Raw genomic sequence first — 18,283 nt, 5'->3', positions numbered from 1 at the left:
CCGCCTCCCCAGCCGCGTCGCCGATGGCTCCTGAGGCGGCACTCGTACGCTCCCGGAGGCGGCACGGCCCGGTCAGGACGACGATTGGTGCGCCCGGGGGCGATCGGTCTCAGGCGGTGGTGCGCGCCCGGCCGTCGTCGCCCGCGAGTTCGACGGCGTAGCGCGAGGCGGCCTCCGCCAGGAGGCGGGTCTTCCGGTGGGGTGCGGTGCCGAGGTGGTCGGCGACGGCACGGTCGGCGGCGTCGAGGTCGCCGCCGAGGAGTTCGCACGTGATCACCAGGGTGTTGTCCGGGAGCATGTGGCGTCGGGACATGCGTTGTTGGACCTCGTCCATGCCCTCGCTCGCCAGTACGTCCCGCAGTTCCTCGATCAGCGGGGCCAGCCACTGGGCCCGCAGGGCGTACTCGCCGCGGTCGGCGAAGGTCGGGTGGAGCGCGGCGAGCAGTTGGGCCGGGTACTCCTCGACGGGTTCGGCGAACTCCGGGTGGTCCTTGGCGAATTCGTCCCAGTCGACCTCGAGGCCGCTGATCTGCTCCGGGCGGACCGGCCAACGCGACCAGCTCTCGTCGGACTGGACGAAGACCTGCCGCAGCAGGTCGTAGGGGACCTCGGCGGCGCGAGAGAGCAGGATCGCGTCGTAGAGGTCCTTGCCCTGGGGGTGGTTGTCGGAGACCAGCCACAGGAGCTTCCACGCGAGGGAGAGCTGCGGCGTCGCGCCGAGCAGCGGTCCGGTGACGCCCGGGAGCCGGTAGGGCTGCGGCGGGACGGGCAGGTGCTCGGTGAAGACGAAGTCGAGTTGGACGCTCCCGCCCGGGACGCCCGGCGCCGACCACGGCAGGACGAGCCGCCGCCCGGGGATCCTGCTGTACGTCCAGATCTCGTCGCTGAGCGCCTGGTCCGCGTGCAGCCGCACCTCGCCCGAGAGGCGCTCGGCGGCGGTCGCGAGTTCGCTGAGCATGCGCTCCGTCCGCTCGTCCTCCAGTTGCCAATCCACCGGGCGGACCACGAAGTCCAGGTCGCCCGGTTCACGGGCGTGTTCGCCGAACCAGGCCCGCAGCAGGACGCTTCCGCGCAGCACCAGGTGTTCGGCCCACGGCGAGTCGGCAACGGCGGACAGCACGGTGTCGAGCGCCTCGCGCCGCGCGGTGAGCCAGCGTTCGGCGAGTCCGGGGTCGGTAAACGCGGGTTCGCTGGGCCGGAGGGCGCGGGCGTAGCCGGCGAGGGCGGGGTCGAAGACCGGCTGCTGGGTCACCGTCTCGTCGTCGATCGGGCGGATGCTCCTGGGCAGGTCCCGGTCCTCCCGGACCTCCTCCGACGGTGGCTGCTTGGGCAGCAGGACGCCCTGCCAGGGCCCGTACCGCAGGTCCTCCCACGTCACGGGGGACTCGGGCCGGGGTTGCGACTGGGGCCGGAGCTGGGACTGGGAGTGGGGGGACTGGGACTGGCCCTCGGTCATGTCGGCTCTCCTTCTCCGTACTGCCGGGCACTGTGCCCGGGCTCGGTGATCCATCCCGCATCGAGGGTCTCGTCGCTGTCGACGACCACGAACTCGCGCTCCACCGAGGAGACTTCGCGGCCGTCGGCGGAGAGGTCCCGCAGCAGCGCGTCCAGCCGGCGGCCCGCGGTGGCCAGGCCGACCAGGCGGCACCGCTGGGTCACGAACCACTCACGCCGACCGTCCTCGCGCGTCCGGCGCGGGTTGCGCGACAGGTGCGCGCCGTGCCGGACGGCCAGTGCGGTGAGCTCGGCGAAGCGGGCGAGGTCGGCTGCTGGGGTCTGGGCCGTCTGGGGCAGAGCCTGGGCCTGGGCCGGTAGCAGCAGCTTGACGTGGTGCTCGAAGTAGCGCCCGACCCCGTGCGACGCGGCGTCCTCGTCCGAGGCCGGGACGCCCTCCGCCCACGGCGTGGCCTCGATCTTCGCCCGCAGGACGGTGAATCCGGCCCGCTCGACCCGGCCCCGGACCCGGTCGGTCAGCGCGGCGACCTCCTCCAGCGTGCCGTCGGCGCGCAGGGTGAGCATCGGCTGTGAGGGCGACGCGCCGCGCTCCAGCAGGATGTGGGTGAACTTCAAGCCCTGGCCGTCGGCCCACACGGCCAGCGCCTCGGCGGCGCCGTGCCCGACGGTCAGGTGCACCTCGAAGCCGCCCCGGACGATGGGGAGAGCGAGTTGAGCGGGCTGGGCGGGCCGGTCGTCAAGGCGCTGGTCAGGGTGGATGGCGAGCATGGGGATCATCCTGCCAAACGGCTCTGACAACGGCCCTTGTCGGTCGACTTGGTGACATCGACCACCGCACCGCCCCCGCCCCGCCCCACGCCGGCGGCGACAGGGGTGAGGAGGGTGGGCACCAGTGGGCCGGGCCGGGCACTCCATCGGGGTCGACTTTCAATTGAGGAGACGTCACAGCAGTCCGTTCGGGGTCCGGACCTGCGCGAATGAGTAGCCGTACTCATGCGGCGGCCTGGACGGACCGACGAGGCTCTACCCGTCCTCACCCGTCCGCCTCCCCGGAGCGACCGCCATGACCGCAACCCACGAACCGTCGGACCGCCGGCCCCTGCCCGCAAGGCTCGTCGCCGACGGGCTCGTACCCGTACGGCTGGCGCAGGCCGGGGCCTGGCTCTGGGGCATCGCGCCCCTGTACCTCCTGGTCACGCGCCCCCGTCACGCCAACCGCCTGCCGCCGCGCGAACAGTGGGGCGCCGCCGAGGTGGAGACCTCCCAGCTCAACACCCTCGCAGCGGGGTTCATCGCCTTCCTGGTGCTCAGCATCGCGGCGGCCGCCGTCTTCCTGTGGATCGGCACCGCCGTCCACCTCCGCCGGGGGACACGGACAGCGCCTGCCCTCGCGATCGTCACCGCGTTGGGCACCGCCTCGGTGGCCGTCGTCGGTGTCGACCAGGTCTGCCACGGGCTGCTGAACGGGCGGTCCGTCGGCGTCCTCGTCCCGTTGTTGTCCGTGAGCGTGGCCGCCCTGGCGGTCGGGTTCCGGGCCGCGCGGCCGGGGCATCAGGTGCCCGTGGCCGGGCGCTGAGCCGGGGGTCACGCCCAGGGCGGGCCGCCCGTGCCCTCCGCCCACCGGGCGAGCGCCCGCCGGTCGACGGCGCGGATGCCGACCCGCGCGCAGAACGCGGCGGCGGCCTTGGTGAACGAACTGGTCGTCACCACGGCGGCCAGGTCGCAGCGGTGCACGTCACGGTACGTGCCGTTGACCCGCTGGACGTCCTGCGAGCCGACGAACGTCCGTGGCCCGTACCGCTTCGCCTGGATCAGGATCCGCTGTCCGGTCGGGGTGGTGGCCAGCACGTCCGCCGCGAGGTCCCCGGCACCGCCGACCACCGAGACCTTCGTGCAACCGTCCCGTCGGCACAGGTCCGCCAACGCGTGCTCGAACGCCTTCGGGCTCATCGCCAGGAACGGCCCGATGTGGCGCAGCTGCGCCGCCCGCGTGTCCAGCTCCCGCTGTCGCGCCCGGACGCGCGTGCGCAGCACGGCGACGCCCGCCCCCGCGCCCGCGAGGACCAGCACGGCCACCAGCAGCAGGTGCTGGGCCAGCCACTGCACCACCACCGAGAGCAGCACGAGGACGATCACGGCCGCCACGCCCAGCAGCACCGCGTTGTCCCGCGCCTGCCGCACCCGACGGGCCCTCCGCGCGGCAGTCGACCGGCGTCGCCGGACAGGTCCACGGGCCACGGCACTCCCCCTTCGCGCCACAGTGTTCGTGCGAGCGTAGAGTCCGCTCCCGCCCGGCCGCCTGCGAACTAGGTGAATTCCGCTGGTTACGGCTCCGAGTTGACCGGATCCCGGCGGCCGACGACCGAACACTGCGAGCACGGTTCGCATCGCGCCGGGCCATAGCGTCGCGCCTCGACCAACGCCTCTGACCGGGGAGTGAAGCAGTGCAGCGCCCAACCGGCCGACGGTCAGGAACCCGCAAACCCCCTGCATCGCTGCAGGTCGTGAAGGGTCCTCCCCGCACCCGCGGGGGTCAGCCGCTGGCCAAAGGGTTGCACGTTCTGGGCAACGTGGGCTGCCTGAGCTGGTTCGGGAGGCTCGGGGGCGATGTGTCGGTGGGCCCGGGTAGCGTGGCGGGATGGGTAGGACTGTCACGTATCTGGAGATGACCGGTCTCGGGGAGCTGCGGCCCGGGCGCGTTGTGTCGGCGTTGGGGCTGCGGCGGGAGGAGGGGCTGTCGGCTCTGGTGCGGTCGGTGCAGGCGCGGGTCGGTGCGGCCTACGGCTGGCGCAGTGCGACACGGTCCGAGCGGGAGTGGGAGGAGTTGGCGCGGACTCATCCGCACCGTCAGTACTGGCTGATCGTGTTGGAGGGCGAGACGGCTGGGATCACCGCGCTGGAGCCCCTGGCCGGCGGGGAGGTGGAGATCCGCACCTTCGGGCTGCTGCCCGAGTACGTCGGCCGGGGGCTCGGCGGACATGCGTTGACGCTGGCGCTGCAACAGGCCTGGGCGACCGAACCGTTGGAGGCGGAGGCCGTACGCAGGGTGTGGCTGCACACCAACTCCGACGACCATCCGAACGCACTCGTCAACTACCAGCGCCGGGGCCTTCGCGTCTACCGCACCGAGGCCGAGCAGGAGCCGTAACCGTAGCCGTAGCGCTGGCGGTGGCGGTGGCGGTGGCGGTGGACGCGCAGGCGGGGCGGGACTACCTCTGCCAGCCGATGGTTTCGGCCAGCGGGCTGTAGACGGGCCCTCTGCTCGACCCCCGCTTACGCAGTGGCGATGACGGCTCGGGTGACGGCCGTGACGGTCGGGGTCGGGCGGCCGGGGAGTCGGGCCACCAGGATCCGGCGGATCTCGGGCGGGGCGCCGTCGACGTGCAGCAGGCTCACCCCGGGCGGAAGGAGCGGCGCGAGCCGGGAGGGCACCGTCGTCACTCCGAAGCCGCCGGCGACCAGGTGGAGCTTCGTCAGCCAGTCGCGCGCGGCGTGGACGATGCGCGGTCGGCCGGGCAGGGCGGGCCAGACGCCGAGCAGTGGTTCGGAGTTCGACGCCGGGGTGGCGATCCACCGGGCGTCGAGCAGTTCGTCGACGTGCACCGCGGTGCGGCCGGCGAACTCCCCCGTCGACGGCGCCGCCAGGACCAGTTCGGTGTCCGCGACGGTCTCGACGTGCAGGCGCGGCGACTCGCCGTCCAGGGGGCGGTGGGGCGGACGGGAGGTCAGCACGGCGAGGTCGATCGAGCCCGCTCGCAGGGCCCGGACCAGGGTGGGTGTGGTGCCCTCGGTGGTCGTGACGGTGATCTGCGGGTCGGTTGCCGCGAGGCGGGCGAGCGCAGGGGGCAGGATGCCCGCGCCCGCGCTCAGGAACAGTCCGAGCCGCAGCAGTTCGGCCTGCGGGGCGGTACCGGTGAGGTCGCGCTCGGCCGCGGTCAGGCTGTCCAGGATCGTGCGGGCGTGGCGCAGCAGGGTCAGGCCCGCGGGAGTGAGCCGCACTCCGTCGGGGCGGCGTTCGAACAGGGCGGTGCCCGCGCTTCGTTCGAGGGAGGCGGCCTGGCGGGAGACCGCCGACTGCGTGTAGCCGAGCCGGGCGGCGGCTGCGGTGAAGCTGCCGGACTCCGCGATCTGTCGCAGGACCCGCAGGCCGGTGCTGGTGACGTCCATGCCGCATACGCATACCACACATGCTCGATCGTCGCTTCCCGCATGCCCGTCGGGCTCCTAGGGTCGATCCCGACGAACACGAACGCACGGACGCACAGACAGAAGGACGAACACGGAGGTCGACTCGTGCGAGCAGCAGTCCTGACGCGGTTCGGCGCCCCGCTCACGGTGCGGGAGGTGCCCGACCCCGAGGCCCGCGGTGGCGAGGTGGTGGTCCGGGTGCTCGCCGCCTGCGTGGCCCCGTACGCGGCCGAGGTGTTCGGCGGCGAGCGGAGGTACCCCCTCGTGCTTCCCGTCGTGCCCGGAATCGGCGGCGTGGCGCGGGTCGTCCAGGTGGGCCCGGACGCCACCCGGCTGCGGGTCGGCGACCTGGTGTGGTGCGACTGCACGGTGCGCTCGCGGGACGACGCGCTGACGCCCGACATCACCCTCCAGGGCTGGAGCTCACGGGGCGAGGGCGGCGCGCGGCTCGCCCGGTACCTGCACGACGGGTCGTTCGCCGAGCTCATGCGGGTCCCGACGGAGAACGTGTTCCCGTTGCCCGCGGCGGCCGGGGACGACCCGGCCCGCTGGGCCGCGCTCGGTGTGCACGTCATCCCGTACGGCGGGCTGCTGGCCGGCGGGCTGGCGGCCGGTGAGACGCTGCTGGTCAGCGGGGCCACCGGCAACCTCGGCAGCAGCGCCGTCGCGCTCGCGCTGGCGATGGGGGCGGGCCGTGTGGTCGCCCCCGGCCGCAACCGGGCCGCGCTCGACCTCCTCGCCGACCGGTTCGGCCCGCGGGTACGCCCCGTGCCACTCACCGGGGACGAGCCCGGCGACCGCGCCGCGATGTCTGCGGCGGGCGACGGCCCGATCGACCTGGTGCTGGACCTGCTGCCGCCGAGCGCTCCCAGCTCGGTGGCGCGCACGGCGGCCATGACCGTGCGCGAGTACGGACGTGTGGTCCTCATGGGCGGCGTCGGCATGCTCGGCGGCGACGACCTCGCACTCCCCTACCCGTGGATCATGCGCAACTCGGTCACCGTGCGCGGCCAGTGGATGTACCCGCGTACGGCGAACGTCGGCATCATCCGGCTGCTCGCCTCGGGCGCCCTGGACCTCGCCCCCGAACGGGTCCGGTCCTTCGGCCTCGACGCGGTCAACGAGGCCGTCGCGTACGCCGCCTCGCACGGCGGCCCGTTCGACCGCACCGTCCTCACGCCATCGGCCTGCTGACGGGGCCGCAGCGGGGAAGGCAGTCGGCCGGCGGGCAGCAGTCCGGTGGAGACGTGCGTGGGGAGGTGGTGGACGACCATCTCGGATCGTCCCGTGTCCGGGGCCGCCGACACGATGTGCCGCTCGAAGCCGGTTTCCGGGTCGCGGTAGACGGGGCGCTCGCCCTGCGCATGACCACGGCCACCCTGGAGGCGCCCGTCGACCCTGTCCTGACCGAGTGTCAGGACAGGGCCGGGTGCCAGGACAGGACCGGGTGTCAGGACGGGACCGGGTGTCAGGACAGGCCCGACGGGCCACGGCGCACGGGCGGCCCGCTCGCGCTCCGCTCAGGCGGCGCCGAGCAGGGACGCCAAGGCGCCGGCCGTCCCCGGGTGCCGGCCGAGCAGCGCCGAACCCGCCGGGGTGTGCGGCGCCGTCCAGGGCCCGTCGCAGTCCAGGAGGCCGGCGAGCGCGTCGCAGGTGGCGGGGTGTGCCGCGAGCAGGGCGGATCCCCGTCCGGCGGTGCTGCTGCCGGGCCGGGCCGGCTGGGGCGCCGGTGCGAGCCACGGCGGCACCCAGGTGTCCAGTTCGGCGAGCCGGCCGGGGAAGATGCGTCCGGCTTCCTTGGTGAGCTTCGGGGCGAGCTCGGCGCCGCCGCTGCGCAGGGTGGTGATCAGGGTCGGCAGCCAGGGCAGCAGGACCGGGTCGGGCAGGCGGGCGAAGGCCTGGGAGACGGCCTCGACGACGAGGTCGACCAGGCTGGGGACCGGCTCCAGCGCGTGGAGCAGCCCGCTGAGGTAGCGCGGGTAGGCGGGCAGCAGGAGGGGGTTGCCGAGCAGTCCGTCGCAGCGCTCGCGCAGGTCCTGGCGGGTGAGGTGGCCGAGTTGGACCTGCGCGGCCCACAGCAGGGCGCGCTTGGACTGGTCCTGCGGGTCGGACCGGGCGACGGCGAGTTCGAGTTGGGCGCGGTCGCCGCCCAGCGACAGGGCCAGGCCCTCCATGCTGAACAGGAAGCTCAGCATCGCCGCGACCTGGCGCGCCGTCGCCGTCTCGTCGGTGAACGCGGTGGGCAGCAGGGCGCAGTAGTGGGCGTACCCGGCCTCGGCGAAACGTTCGATCCAGCGCGGCAGGACCGGCTCGCTGGTGCGGTAGAAGGCCAGCAGTCTCCGTACCCGGCGCAGCACCTCGGGGGCGCCGTCGACGCTGCGCTCGGTGGTGAGCACCTGGAGGGCGCGGGCGCCGAGTTCGTCGGCGAGCCGCCGACTGCCGAGGTACCGGGTGGCGTCCTCCACGGTCCGCAGGACGACGGCGGCGTCGGCCTGCGGGGCGGTGGCCTCGCGGCGCAGGCGCTGCTCGAGGACCTGTTCGAGGGTGACGCCCTCGTAGCCGAGCTCGATCAGGGCGCGCTGGTGGGTGCCGAGCGAGAGGTCCCAGGACTCCTGCTTGGGTTCGTCGCCGAGGGTGCGCTCGCCCATGATCGGGCGGGCGGCGTCGGGGATCAGGTGGCGCAGCATCCAGAGCACGTCGGAGCAGGCTCGCAGGTCGGGCTGGGACTTGATGTCCAGCAGCGCGCGCTTGACACCGCGGGCCTGGAGGTTGAGGCCGAGCGGGGCGAGGCGGTCGTGGACGTCGCGGGCCAGTGGGGGCAGCGACTCGTAGCCGACCTGGCCGATCCGGTCGCCGCCCATCATGATCTCGACCAGGCGGCGGACGTCGCGCCGGCCGGGCACGGTGTCCTTCTCGATGCAGGTGACGGCCGCGTCCTGGAAGTCGTACGGGGTCGGGCGGGCGCGGTCGCGCAGGCCGGCGAGGAGGATGGACGTCTCGTAGACGGCGATGGCGTCGGCGGTGGAGGCGAGGTAGCCGTTGCGGCGGGCCGCGCGCACGATCTCCACGGACCAGCCGAGCAGTTCCTCCTGGTCGAGCCGGTCCAGGACGGGCGGGCGCTGCAGGAACCCGGACAGCCTGTCGGCGCTGTCGGTGCCGTCGGTGCTGTCGGTGCTGTCGGTGCTGTCGGTGCTGTCGACCTCGGCGACGGGGGCGAGGGCGATGGCCTTGCGGGCGCGGGGGGCCTTGGCACCGGCGCCGGCCTGGCCCTTGAGGCGGTAGGGCTGGACCTGGGTGCGCTTGAGGTTCTTCTCCCACTGGGCCGCGGCGATCGACACCGCCCCGCCTTCGAGGCCGAACTGCGTCTCGATGGCGGTGTGGCTGGAGGGGATCAGGCCGTACTGCCACTCGGTGGCGGTGCGCGGGGGCACGACGAAGGTGTCGGAGCCGTGGAGGCCGAACTCCTCGACCCGGCTGGCGGCGTGGAAGGCGCCGCAGATGTAGACGCTCTGCGCCGGGTCGGCGCCGGTGGCGGCCAGGTGCTCGCGGATGCGGGTCCACATGTACCGCTCGCGGTCCTCGTCCACCCGCACCCGGTCGGCGTCGCCGGGTGCCAGGCGGCGGAAGAGGCTGCCGATCAGGAACATGACCTGCCGGTAGGTGTCGTGGTCGGCGTCGCCGAGCGGCCCCTCGACGTACTGGTGCCACCACTCCGACCAGTGCCGCACCTTGCCGTGGCGCAGCAGGTGCCGCTCGAGGTCGGCGAAGCGAGGCCGTAGGTCACCGAGTTCGACGCCGACCGCGTCCCCGTGCAGTGCGGCCTCCTCGGAGGGGGTCGCACCCGGCCCGGAGGGGGTCGTGCCCGGGGCGGCGGGGGTGTTTCGGCGGGCCTGCCACTGGAAGACGTGGTCCGAGGACCGGTCGACCAGGACCAGGTCCACGCCGGGCGTCTCCAGCGCGTACGCGATGGCCTGGTACTCGGCGGAGGCCTCGGTGATCGGCGCGACGACGGACAGCGGTGCCCAGTCCGCGGGGAACCCGTCGATGCGGGTGGCGAAGGCCTGGACCGCCACCGGCAGGCGGCAGTTGCGCAGCTCGGTGAGCAACGGGGCCATGTCCTCGCACAGTTCGAGGAAGACCGTCCTCGGCTGCCGGGCCCGCAGGTGGCGGGCCATGGCGGTGGCGGAGGCGGGCGAGTGGTGGCAGACCGGGAAGATCTCCAGCGGCTCGCGCAGGGCGCGCTCGACGTCGCTCACCAGGCCGTGGAGGATGCCGTCCAGGGCGCCCGGCCCGTCGGCGAACTCGGCGGCGGCTGCGTCGAGTTGGGCGCGAAGCGCGTCGAAGGCCTCGACGGTCTCGGGGCTGGGGTGCCCGCCGACGGCGGGCACCCGGGTGGTGGCGCGGCTCATGCGAGCGCCTTGAGGGTCTCCAGGCCGGCGGCGAGGAACTGCGGCCACTCGCCGCCCTCCTGCTCGCTGCGCTGGTGGACGGTGTTGGCCAGGTACTTGGTGAGGATGCTGGTGTCCTCGGGCGCGCGGCGGCTGAGCGAGGAGACCAGGGAGGAGCCGAGGGCGTGGGCGGTGAGCGCGCGCTCGCCGAAGAAGTTGCTGTGGAGGATGGCGTCCTCCAGCACGCCGATCTGCTCGGCGGTGGACAGGGCCGACTCCAGTCGCTCGTCGTCGCTGCCCGCCGCCGTCGCGACGGCGCGCAGGTCCTCGAAGGAGCGCAGCAGTACGTCCAGCAGGGTGGGCGGCACGTCCAGTTCGATCTGGTGGCGGCGCAGCAGTTCCTCAGTGCGGAAGCGGACGATCTCCGCCTCGCTCCGCTTGTCCGTCACCACCGGGATCTGGACGAAGTTGAAGCGCCGCTTGAGCGCCGACGACAGGTCGTTGACGCCGCGGTCGCGGCTGTTGGCGGTGGCGATCACCGCGAAGCCGGGCTTGGCGAACACGGTGCCGTCCTCGCCCTTCAACTCGGGCACCGACACGTACTTCTCGGAGAGGATGGAGATCAGCGCGTCCTGGACGTCGCTGGTGGAGCGGGTGAGCTCCTCGAAGCGTCCGATCGTGCCGGTCTCCATCGCGGTCATGATCGGCGAGGGGATCATCGACTCGCGCGACTGGCCCTTGGCGATCACCATGGACACGTTCCACGAGTACTTGATGTGGTCCTCGGTGGTGCCGGCGGTGCCCTGCACGACCTGGGTGGAGTTGCGGCACACGGCGGCGGCCAGCAGCTCGGCGAGCCAGCTCTTGCCGGTACCGGGGTCGCCGAGCAGCAGCAGGCCGCGGTCGGAGGCGAGCGTGACGATCGCCCGCTCGACCACGCTGCGCTCGCCGAACCACTTCTGGGCCACCTCGCGCTCCAGGCCGTCGGAGGGCTCGGAGCCGAGGACGAAGGTGCGGATCATCTTCGGGGACAGCCGCCAGGTGGACGGCTTCGGGCCGGAGTCGACCGACTCCAGGTAGTCCAGCTCGTCGGCGTACTTGGTCTCGGCGGGGGCGCGGAGCATGTCGGACATCGGGCAGGAGCCTTTCTGCGGCACGGGGTTGGGGATTCGGGGGTTTCGGGGGTTTGGGGGTTCGGGCGTGACGTGGGGTGCGGCGCGGGGCACCGGGTCAGGTGAGGAAGGTCTTGAGCTCGTGGACCAGCTTGCTGATGTGGCCGGAGACCACCGGGGTGCCCTGGTCCTTGAACCGCGTGCGGAACCACGGGTTGACGCTGCCCCGGCCCGAGCTGGTGACCGAGCCGACCGGGATGAACTTCGCGCCGGAGCGGTGCACGGCGGCCATCTGCGCGAACAGCTCCTCGCCGCGCCACTCGTAGAAGTCGGAGATCCACACGACGACGGTGTTGCTCGGCTCGGCGATCTTCGGCTGGGCGAGGGCCATGGCGACCGTACCGTCGGTGCCGCCGCCGAGCTGGGTGCGCAGCAGCGTCTCGAACGGGTCGTGGACCCACGGGGTGAGGTCCACGGCACGGGTGTCGTAAGCCACCAGGTGCACGTCGACCTTGGGCAGGCCGGCGAAGATCGAGGCGAGGATGGTGCAGTTGACCATGGAGTCGACCATCGAGCCGGACTGGTCCACGACCACGATCAGGCGCTGCGGAGTCGTCTTGCGGGTGGTGTGCCGGTAGTAGAGCCGGTCGACGTAGAGCCGCTCGTCGTCGGGGCTCCAGTTGACGAGGTTCTTCTCGACCGTGCGCTTGAGGTCGAGGTTGCGCCACACCCGCTTCGGCGCTACCGAGCGGTCGAGCTCCCCCACCGTGGCCTTCTCGACCTGGGTGCGCAGCACCTCGGCGACTTCGTCGACGAACCGGCGGATCAAGGCCTTGGCGTTGGCGAGCGCGGTGCCGTCGAGGTTGCCCTTGTCGTGCAGCAACTGCTCGATCAGCGACATGCTCGGGGTCAGGCGGGAGGCGAGCTTGCTGTCCGCGAGGACCTCGCGCAGGCGCATCCGCTTGACCAGGTCGGCCTCGATGGCGGCGAGTTCGGGGCCGATCACGGGGATCAGCGTGGACAGGTCCGGAGTGCCGGGGGTGCCGGTGCGTATGCCGGTGCCGGCGTGGCGGCCGGCGCGCAGCTCTCCGGGCTTGCAGCCGAGGGCGCGCTCCAGCCATCCCGCGTCGGACTGCCAGCGGGAGAGCTGGCCCGCGGTCACCGTGCCGGAGCCGGTGGCGAGGGCGTTGAGGAGGATCTTGGAGTACAGGGCCGCGCGCCGTACCTCGGCGGCCCGGTCGCGGGCCCCGGCGGGGGCGGCGGGGGCGTCGGCATCGACGTCGGCATCGGGTGCCAGGAGGCCGTCGAACTCCGCTGCCAGGCCGGGGTGGCGCTGGACGAGCGAATCGACGGACGTACGGGGGTCCAGCAGGCCCGCAGGCAGGCCCAGGTCCTCGACGACGGCCAGGCTCGCCGTCTCCAGGGCGGGCTGCTCCGCCGGGTCGAACAGGCGCGCCAGCAGCTGCCAGTACAGCACCTGTCGGCGGTTCCCCTCGGGGTCCGCGAGGGGAACGCCGTTCGCGTCGGTGGTGGTGGAGGAGGAGATGGTGGTGGTGGTCATGGGTCCGGTCACTTCCGCAGCAGCTTGCCGGCGCGCTCGCGCAGCACGGTCACCGTCTCGGTGGCGGCGGCCTCGGCCTTGGCGCCGCTCTTGTCGGTGGTGCCGCCCGCCCACGCACCGGCGTGCAGGCCCACCGTCCGGCGCTTGACGGTGGTTTCGACGGCGAGCGGCTGGAGGACGAAGGCCCCGGCGTCCCAGCGCAGCAAGCCGATGCACGCGGTGGACGCGGCCACCGCCTGCGGCGTGAGCGGGCCGGCCGCCGGGATGCGGTCGGTGTCGACGGCGAGCGGGTGGCCGGCCAGGTCGAAGGTCAGCTCCCCGTCCTGCTCCCTGGCGGTGTAGCTCTCCAGGAAGACCGGTTCGGCCAGGCGGACCGGGTGACGCTCCAGTGGCGCGACCGGCGCGCCCATGGCAGTGGGCAGCACGACCCGGGCGGTGGCGAACGGGTCGGCCTCGGCCGCGGTGCGGGCGAGGTCGTCGCTCCACAGCAGGTCGCCCTCGGCGGTGAGCGGCATGTCCATCACCGTCATCGTGCGGCCCTCCCCCGCCGCCGCGAGGAGCGACATCCGGGGGCGCAACAACTGCCACACCCCGGCGCCCAGAACGCTGTCCGGCTTCGGGACCGACACCGACGCCCGGACCAGGCGGGGCACCGAACCGTCCGCCGGCTCGAACACGGCATGGACCTGGGCCTGCGCGGCCGTCGCGTGCTCGTGCAGGTCGACACCGAGCGGCAGCAGCCGTCCGCTGACCGGCTGCGGGTCAGGGACGGTGCCCGCACCGGGAGTCGTCAGCAGCACCGCCCGCGACCACAGGTCGGCCCAGCGGCGGACCGGCACGCGTTCCAGGCTCGCTCCCGGGCAGGACGCGGCGAGTTCGCCCGCGAACCCGTCCAGCAGCACCGCCAAGCGGCGCAGCCGCGGATCCGGGAGCATCGCGGAGACGACCTGCGCCGAGGCCGACACGAGGTCGTGGTCCATGCCGAGCCAGCCGGCCCGGGCCAGGTCCGCCAGCCAGGCGCGGGCGGCGGTGAGCACGTTCGACGAACCGGCCGGGCCCGCGGCGGGCACCGTCCACGGGGTGGTGGGGCGGCCGGTCGCCTCGGCCACCACGCCGTGGAGCGCGTCGTGGGCCGCGCCGAGCAGAGCGGTGCGGGCGGCGGCCAGGGCGAGCAGGTGGTGCTCGTCCGCGGTGCCGGCGGCCGCCTTCTCGGCGGCCTCGGCGACGAGAGCGGCCAGCGGCGAGTCCGCGACGGCCCCAGCGAGCTCGGCCAGCGCCTGCGCCTGGGCGGGCCGAGGCCGCATCAGGCCGTCGGACATCGCCCGGTCGAAGGCGTCGACAACGGCGAGCGCCTCGTCGAGGCCGTCGACCGGCGCGTGGAGGAGGTCGGTGCGCATCACGCCACCGCCGTCCGCATGGTCGGGAACCAGTGCATGTCCGGCAGTGGAGTGGTCACCGGCTCGAACTCCAGGTACTCCAGGTGGTTCAGGAACCGGGTGAACACCGCCGCCGCAGGGGACTCGGCGGCCTTCGCCGGGCGGGTGGCGGTCATGGCACCGGTGATGACCGGGGCGGTGGCCTCCGCCGTACCGGTGTCCACCCGCAGGTAACGGGCGACGCGGTCGCCGCCGAACTGCACCACGGCCTCGCCGACCAGCGCCTCCAGGTGCTTGCAGTAGCTGCCCCGGGCGCCGCCGCAGGGACGGTTGTTGTTGGTGCTGCACGAGAACGCGAAGGAACCGGCCTCGACGGCCGACACGTAGACCCGGCCGATGTCCGAGCCGCTGGACACGACACCCTGCAACCGACCGTCCGCCAACTGCACGAACGGCACCTTGGCGAGCTTGCGGGGCCGGGCGGGCGGAACCACCCGGACCGTACTCGAACCTTCCCAGGCAGGCAGAAGCACACCATCTCCAATGGGTTGGGGGGACAGCGCGCCGCAACATGGCGGCGGCGCTTGTGGTGATGAACGTAGTGGTCACCACCGACAAACGGGCCCGCCGGACGCTCTCCCTGTCCGCAGACACGCCCCCGTGGCACGATGTCCATCGCTGCAATTCGAAGGGCCCCTCCCCGCACCTGCGGGGGTCAGCGCTGTGGTTCGGCGGATTCGGTGCTGCGTTCTGCGGAGGTCACGCGGTTCTCGCCCCGAACCCCGTTCGGGTGTCCGGGCCTGCTGGCGGGCGTCTGGGGCCGGTCCCGGCGGAGCGTCAGGGCCGGCCCGGTCAGGGTGTCAGCCCGTGGAGCGTTCCCGGCGTGGGGCGGATGTCGAGGCGGGTGAAGTACTCGGTGGCGATGATCCGTTCTCGGGCGTCCGGGCTCAGGCGGGACAGCAGGCCCGGCAGCGGGCGCTCCCGGCCGACCTGGCTCGCGTGGGCGAGCACCGCGGACCATTTCTGGGTCAGCCAGGGGCGGACGTCGACGGTCGCGGTGATGTGCTCGTCGGGAACGCTGAGGACCGCCTTGCTCACCCCGGTCAGCAGCGGGCCCAGGTCGCCGACGGCGGAGTCCGGGTGGGTCGCGCAGTAGAGGGCTCGGGGCTGCCAGGGGGCGCCGGCATCGGGGTAGGCATGCCGGAGTGCGGCCGCCTGGACGGCGAGCAGGGTGACGCGGTGGGTGTGCACGTGATCGGGGTGTCCGGTGAGTCCGCCGTGGGAGTCGTGCGTGACGACGATCTCGGGCCGTACCTCGCGCAGGATCCTGACGAGTTGTCCGACCACCACGTCCAGCGGCGCGTCGCACAGCCGCGGCCGCCCGGGGGCTGACGCGGGGACGCGGTGGTCGGCCCATCCGAGCAGCCGGGGCTCGCCCGCTCCGAGGAGCCGGGCCGCCTCGGCCAACTCCCCTGCGCGCTGCGTCCCTTGTGCCCAGGTCGCGGTGACGACGGTGGTCCGGGCTCCGGCAGCCGCGTGCTGTGCGAGTACGCCCCCGGCCACGAGCGACTCGTCGTCGGGGTGCGCCATCACGGCGAGCAGACTGGGCAGACTGGGCAAGCGGGGCAGCGGCACGGAATCCTCCCGACCGGGTTGCGGCGTTGGACCCGGTCGGGCCCCACCGGTCTTGGCGCGACGCGGGTTTCGGGACGGGTGGTCACACACCGCCCGTGCGCCAGGCTCCGTACGTCCACTGGCCGTCGCCGGCGTCCTGGAGGCCGACGCGGTGGCGCTGGTCCGCGCCGCTCATGGCGGTGTAGGTCGGACCCGACATGACGGTCGTCCCGTCGTAGGAGACCTTGCTGGTCTGCAGTCGGAAGCCCCAGCCGTTCGACTGGTCGGCCTGTGCCCAGACGGCATGGCACTTCTTGGAATAGCGCAGCCACGCGTGCACAGCCTCGGCATGTCCCGGAGGGACCGCGGTGCCCGGAATCGTCTGCGCGTCCGCCGCGCAGCCCGTCGCCTTCGGGCTCAGGCCGTCGCAGGCGTTGCCGTGACAGGTCTCGGCGGCAACCGCCGGGGCGGGCGCCAGCAGGGGCGGTAGCAGCGCCGTGGCGGTCGCGAGAACCAGGGCAAGGGCCGCACGTGATACGCGCATTGTCCGTCCTTTCCGCAGGCAGCACCGGGAGGGGCTGCTCGTCACCCCTGTGAGTACTGCCGACACCACCCTTGCCGAGCACGGGACTTCGGGCATTCACCCGAACGGGGACATCGCGCGGCAGCATTGACCGCGCGGGAACGCCGGTCCGCCGCCGGTGACGGGAAGAGGACGAGTAGGACCCCTGACCGCATCCGCGCGACCCTGGTCAATGTCAGTGGTACCGGGCAACCTGTGCGTATGCGTGCCCCGAGAGTTCAATGCCCGGCCTGCGAACGGCCGGTGGCCCTCATGCCGACCCGCCGTGCCGGCTACGGCGTGATCCATGACCACAAGCGGGACCGTCGCTCCCTCATCCTCTGCGAAGGCAGCATGAGGCAGGTGCCGCTGGCCGACGCCGTCGTCTGGCAGGACGCCCTTCCGGGGCTCGGCGGGGCCGAGCCCACCCTCTTCTGATCTCGTAAGCCCACGGACAGGGACGCCGAACGGGCCGGCCGGAACCCCCCTTCCGGGGCGAACGAGGGGCCCGTGGCGGGCGCGGCGCCGTGGCGCGCGCCCCGTGGGCGCTCCCGCGCGCCCACTACCGTGCGGCACCGGGGTGGGCCAGGATGAGCGGCCGACCGTGTCCCCTCCGCGACCGAAGGGAAACCGCATGGGCAAGCACGAGAAGCCGGCGCCGGACCCCGGAACGGGAACCCCGCCGCCCGGGAACAGGGACGGGCAGGTCCCGCCCCCTCCCCCGGGCACCGGCACGCGGCGCAAGTAGAGCACGATGACGGACGACGAGGACCTGGCGGGCCGCCGGACGCGCCTGGACGCGGTGATGGAGCGCGACGGGGCGTGGCCGGCCGCGTCCCCGTGGGTGCGCGAGGCCATGGCGGCGGTGCCGCGGGACCGGTTCGCACCGGACCGGCTGTGGCGCTGGGACGGCCGGGCCTACGTGCCGCTCGACCGTACGACGGACCGGCGGGGCTGGGCGGACGAACTGTTCGCCGGCGTCCACGACGCGGCCGTCACCCAGGTCCACGGCGGCCTGCCGTCCTCGTCGCTGTCGGCGCCGTCCGTCGTGGCGGACATGCTGGACAGCCTCCGCCCGGAGCCCGGCCACCGGGTGTGGGACATCGGCACCGGGCAGGGGTGGACGGCGGCACTGGCCGCGTGGCGGGTCGGTCCCGGGCTGGTGGTCTCCAGCGAGTTGGACGAGCACCTGGCCGCCGCCGCCCGCCGCCGCCTGGCGGCCGCCGGCCTCACCGTCGAGGTGGTGACCGGCGACGCGACCGGCGGCGGGGTGCCCGGCGGGGTGCCGGTCGACCGGATCCACGCCACCTACGCGGTGGAGGCCGTCCCGTGGGCCTGGGTCGAGGCGGTACGGCCGGGCGGCCGGATCGTCTATCCCTGGGGCCTGTTGGGGCACGTCGCCCTCACCGTCGCCGACGACGGCAAGAGCGCGACCGGCTGGGTCCAGGGCCTCGCCCAGTTCATGGCCGACCGCACCGCCCCCACCCCGGGACCGGTCGGCCACGCCGCCTACACCGCGGTGCGCGGTACGGCCGAACCGGACACGGAGCGCCTGCTGCCGGCGTACGACCTCGGCCCGTTGGAGAGCGACTGGGACCTGCGCTTCGCCCTGCGCGTGGCCGTACCGGACGCCACGCTGCTCACCGGCCGGGACGAGGACGGCGTCAACGCCTGGGTCCACGACGGCGACCGGTCGTGGGCCGCGTTCACCGCGCGCGGCGACGGCTCCGTGCTGCTGTACCAGGGCGGGCCGCGCCGCATCGGCGACGAGGTGACGGCCGCCCGGTCCGAGTGGGAGGAACTCGGCCGCCCGGACCGGTACGACTACGGCATCACCGTCACCCCCGACTCCCAGTGGGCGTGGCAGGGCGGCCCGGACGGACCGCGTTGGCCGATCGGACGGTCGGCACCGGCAGGGCGGCCAGCACCGGCCGGACGGTCAGCACCCGCCGGACGGTCAGCACCGGCAGGGCAGTCGACACCCGCCGGACACTGATCGGTGCGTGGGCGAAGCGGCCTCCACCCTG

Annotated in this window: 16 protein-coding genes; 5 read left to right on the top strand and 11 right to left on the bottom strand. The window is 73.6% G+C overall.

The window, feature by feature from the left end; genetic code table 11:
• Positions 1-109 precede the first annotated feature (109 nt).
• The gene (locus AB0F71_RS07220) at positions 110-1,456 is read right to left on the bottom strand and encodes a nucleotidyl transferase AbiEii/AbiGii toxin family protein (protein ID WP_360229442.1); all 1,347 of its coding nucleotides are present in this window, start codon (positions 1,454-1,456) and stop codon (positions 110-112) included.
• Positions 1,453-2,223, bottom strand: a complete 771-nt coding sequence (locus tag AB0F71_RS07215) for a hypothetical protein (RefSeq protein ID WP_360229440.1) — start codon at positions 2,221-2,223, stop codon at positions 1,453-1,455. Before AB0F71_RS07215 ends, AB0F71_RS07220 begins: the two co-directional genes overlap by 4 nt.
• 295 nt (positions 2,224-2,518) lie before the next feature.
• Here AB0F71_RS07215 and AB0F71_RS07210 point away from each other — a divergent pair, with 295 nt between their 5' ends.
• Entirely contained in the window at positions 2,519-3,031 is a 513-nt protein-coding gene (locus tag AB0F71_RS07210; RefSeq protein WP_360229438.1) for a hypothetical protein, read from the top strand.
• Positions 3,032-3,039: 8 nt separating this feature from the next.
• Here AB0F71_RS07210 and AB0F71_RS07205 read toward each other — a convergent pair whose 3' ends face one another.
• Positions 3,040-3,636, bottom strand: coding sequence for a restriction endonuclease (locus AB0F71_RS07205; protein WP_360229436.1), 597 nt, complete (start codon positions 3,634-3,636; stop codon positions 3,040-3,042).
• A 457-nt stretch (positions 3,637-4,093) separates the two neighbouring features.
• On the opposite strand from AB0F71_RS07205, the gene AB0F71_RS07200 reads away from it, so the two are divergent.
• The gene (locus AB0F71_RS07200; RefSeq protein WP_360229434.1) at positions 4,094-4,603 is read left to right on the top strand and encodes a GNAT family N-acetyltransferase; all 510 of its coding nucleotides are present in this window, start codon (positions 4,094-4,096) and stop codon (positions 4,601-4,603) included.
• A gap of 125 nt (positions 4,604-4,728) precedes the next feature.
• Here AB0F71_RS07200 and AB0F71_RS07195 read toward each other — a convergent pair whose 3' ends face one another.
• Positions 4,729-5,622, bottom strand: a complete 894-nt coding sequence (locus AB0F71_RS07195) for a LysR family transcriptional regulator (RefSeq protein ID WP_360229432.1) — start codon at positions 5,620-5,622, stop codon at positions 4,729-4,731.
• 126 nt (positions 5,623-5,748) lie between these two features.
• Between AB0F71_RS07195 and AB0F71_RS07190 the strand changes: the two genes are divergently transcribed.
• Positions 5,749-6,837: a zinc-binding alcohol dehydrogenase family protein gene (locus AB0F71_RS07190; protein ID WP_360229430.1), complete on the top strand. Its 1,089-nt coding sequence runs from the start codon at positions 5,749-5,751 to the stop codon at positions 6,835-6,837.
• Positions 6,838-7,163: 326 nt separating this feature from the next.
• Here AB0F71_RS07190 and AB0F71_RS07185 read toward each other — a convergent pair whose 3' ends face one another.
• The 7 genes from AB0F71_RS07185 to AB0F71_RS07155 all read right to left on the bottom strand — a co-directional run bounded on the left by AB0F71_RS07185 (position 7,164) and on the right by AB0F71_RS07155 (position 16,238).
• Complete coding sequence (locus AB0F71_RS07185) at positions 7,164-10,052, bottom strand: hypothetical protein (protein WP_360229428.1); 2,889 nt, start codon at positions 10,050-10,052, stop codon at positions 7,164-7,166.
• The gene (locus AB0F71_RS07180) at positions 10,049-11,164 is read right to left on the bottom strand and encodes an AAA family ATPase (RefSeq protein WP_360229426.1); all 1,116 of its coding nucleotides are present in this window, start codon (positions 11,162-11,164) and stop codon (positions 10,049-10,051) included. Before AB0F71_RS07180 ends, AB0F71_RS07185 begins: the two co-directional genes overlap by 4 nt.
• 97 nt (positions 11,165-11,261) lie before the next feature.
• Positions 11,262-12,704: a VWA domain-containing protein gene (locus AB0F71_RS07175; protein ID WP_360229424.1), complete on the bottom strand. Its 1,443-nt coding sequence runs from the start codon at positions 12,702-12,704 to the stop codon at positions 11,262-11,264.
• Between the two features lie 8 nt (positions 12,705-12,712).
• Positions 12,713-14,101 (bottom strand): hypothetical protein, encoded by a 1,389-nt coding sequence (locus tag AB0F71_RS07170; RefSeq protein ID WP_360229422.1) that lies wholly within the window; start codon positions 14,099-14,101, stop codon positions 12,713-12,715.
• Complete coding sequence (locus tag AB0F71_RS07165) at positions 14,101-14,607, bottom strand: hypothetical protein (protein ID WP_360229514.1); 507 nt, start codon at positions 14,605-14,607, stop codon at positions 14,101-14,103. Before AB0F71_RS07165 ends, AB0F71_RS07170 begins: the two co-directional genes overlap by 1 nt.
• Before the next feature lie 325 nt (positions 14,608-14,932).
• Positions 14,933-15,670, bottom strand: a complete 738-nt coding sequence (locus AB0F71_RS07160; protein WP_360229512.1) for a PIG-L deacetylase family protein — start codon at positions 15,668-15,670, stop codon at positions 14,933-14,935.
• Positions 15,671-15,797: 127 nt separating this feature from the next.
• Positions 15,798-16,238, bottom strand: a complete 441-nt coding sequence (locus tag AB0F71_RS07155; RefSeq protein ID WP_360229420.1) for a DUF2690 domain-containing protein — start codon at positions 16,236-16,238, stop codon at positions 15,798-15,800.
• 291 nt (positions 16,239-16,529) lie between these two features.
• Here AB0F71_RS07155 and AB0F71_RS07150 point away from each other — a divergent pair, with 291 nt between their 5' ends.
• Both AB0F71_RS07150 and AB0F71_RS07145 read left to right on the top strand, forming a co-directional pair.
• The gene (locus AB0F71_RS07150) at positions 16,530-16,694 is read left to right on the top strand and encodes a hypothetical protein (RefSeq protein WP_360229418.1); all 165 of its coding nucleotides are present in this window, start codon (positions 16,530-16,532) and stop codon (positions 16,692-16,694) included.
• Between the two features lie 316 nt (positions 16,695-17,010).
• The gene (locus AB0F71_RS07145) at positions 17,011-18,252 is read left to right on the top strand and encodes a methyltransferase domain-containing protein (protein ID WP_360229416.1); all 1,242 of its coding nucleotides are present in this window, start codon (positions 17,011-17,013) and stop codon (positions 18,250-18,252) included.
• Positions 18,253-18,283 lie beyond the last annotated feature (31 nt).

The organism is Kitasatospora sp. NPDC028055 (assembly GCF_040637885.1).
In the GTDB taxonomy this organism is placed as follows: domain Bacteria; phylum Actinomycetota; class Actinomycetes; order Streptomycetales; family Streptomycetaceae; genus Kitasatospora.
Note: the sequence above shows the minus strand (reverse complement) of the source record. Positions and strands in the feature narration are given on the sequence as shown.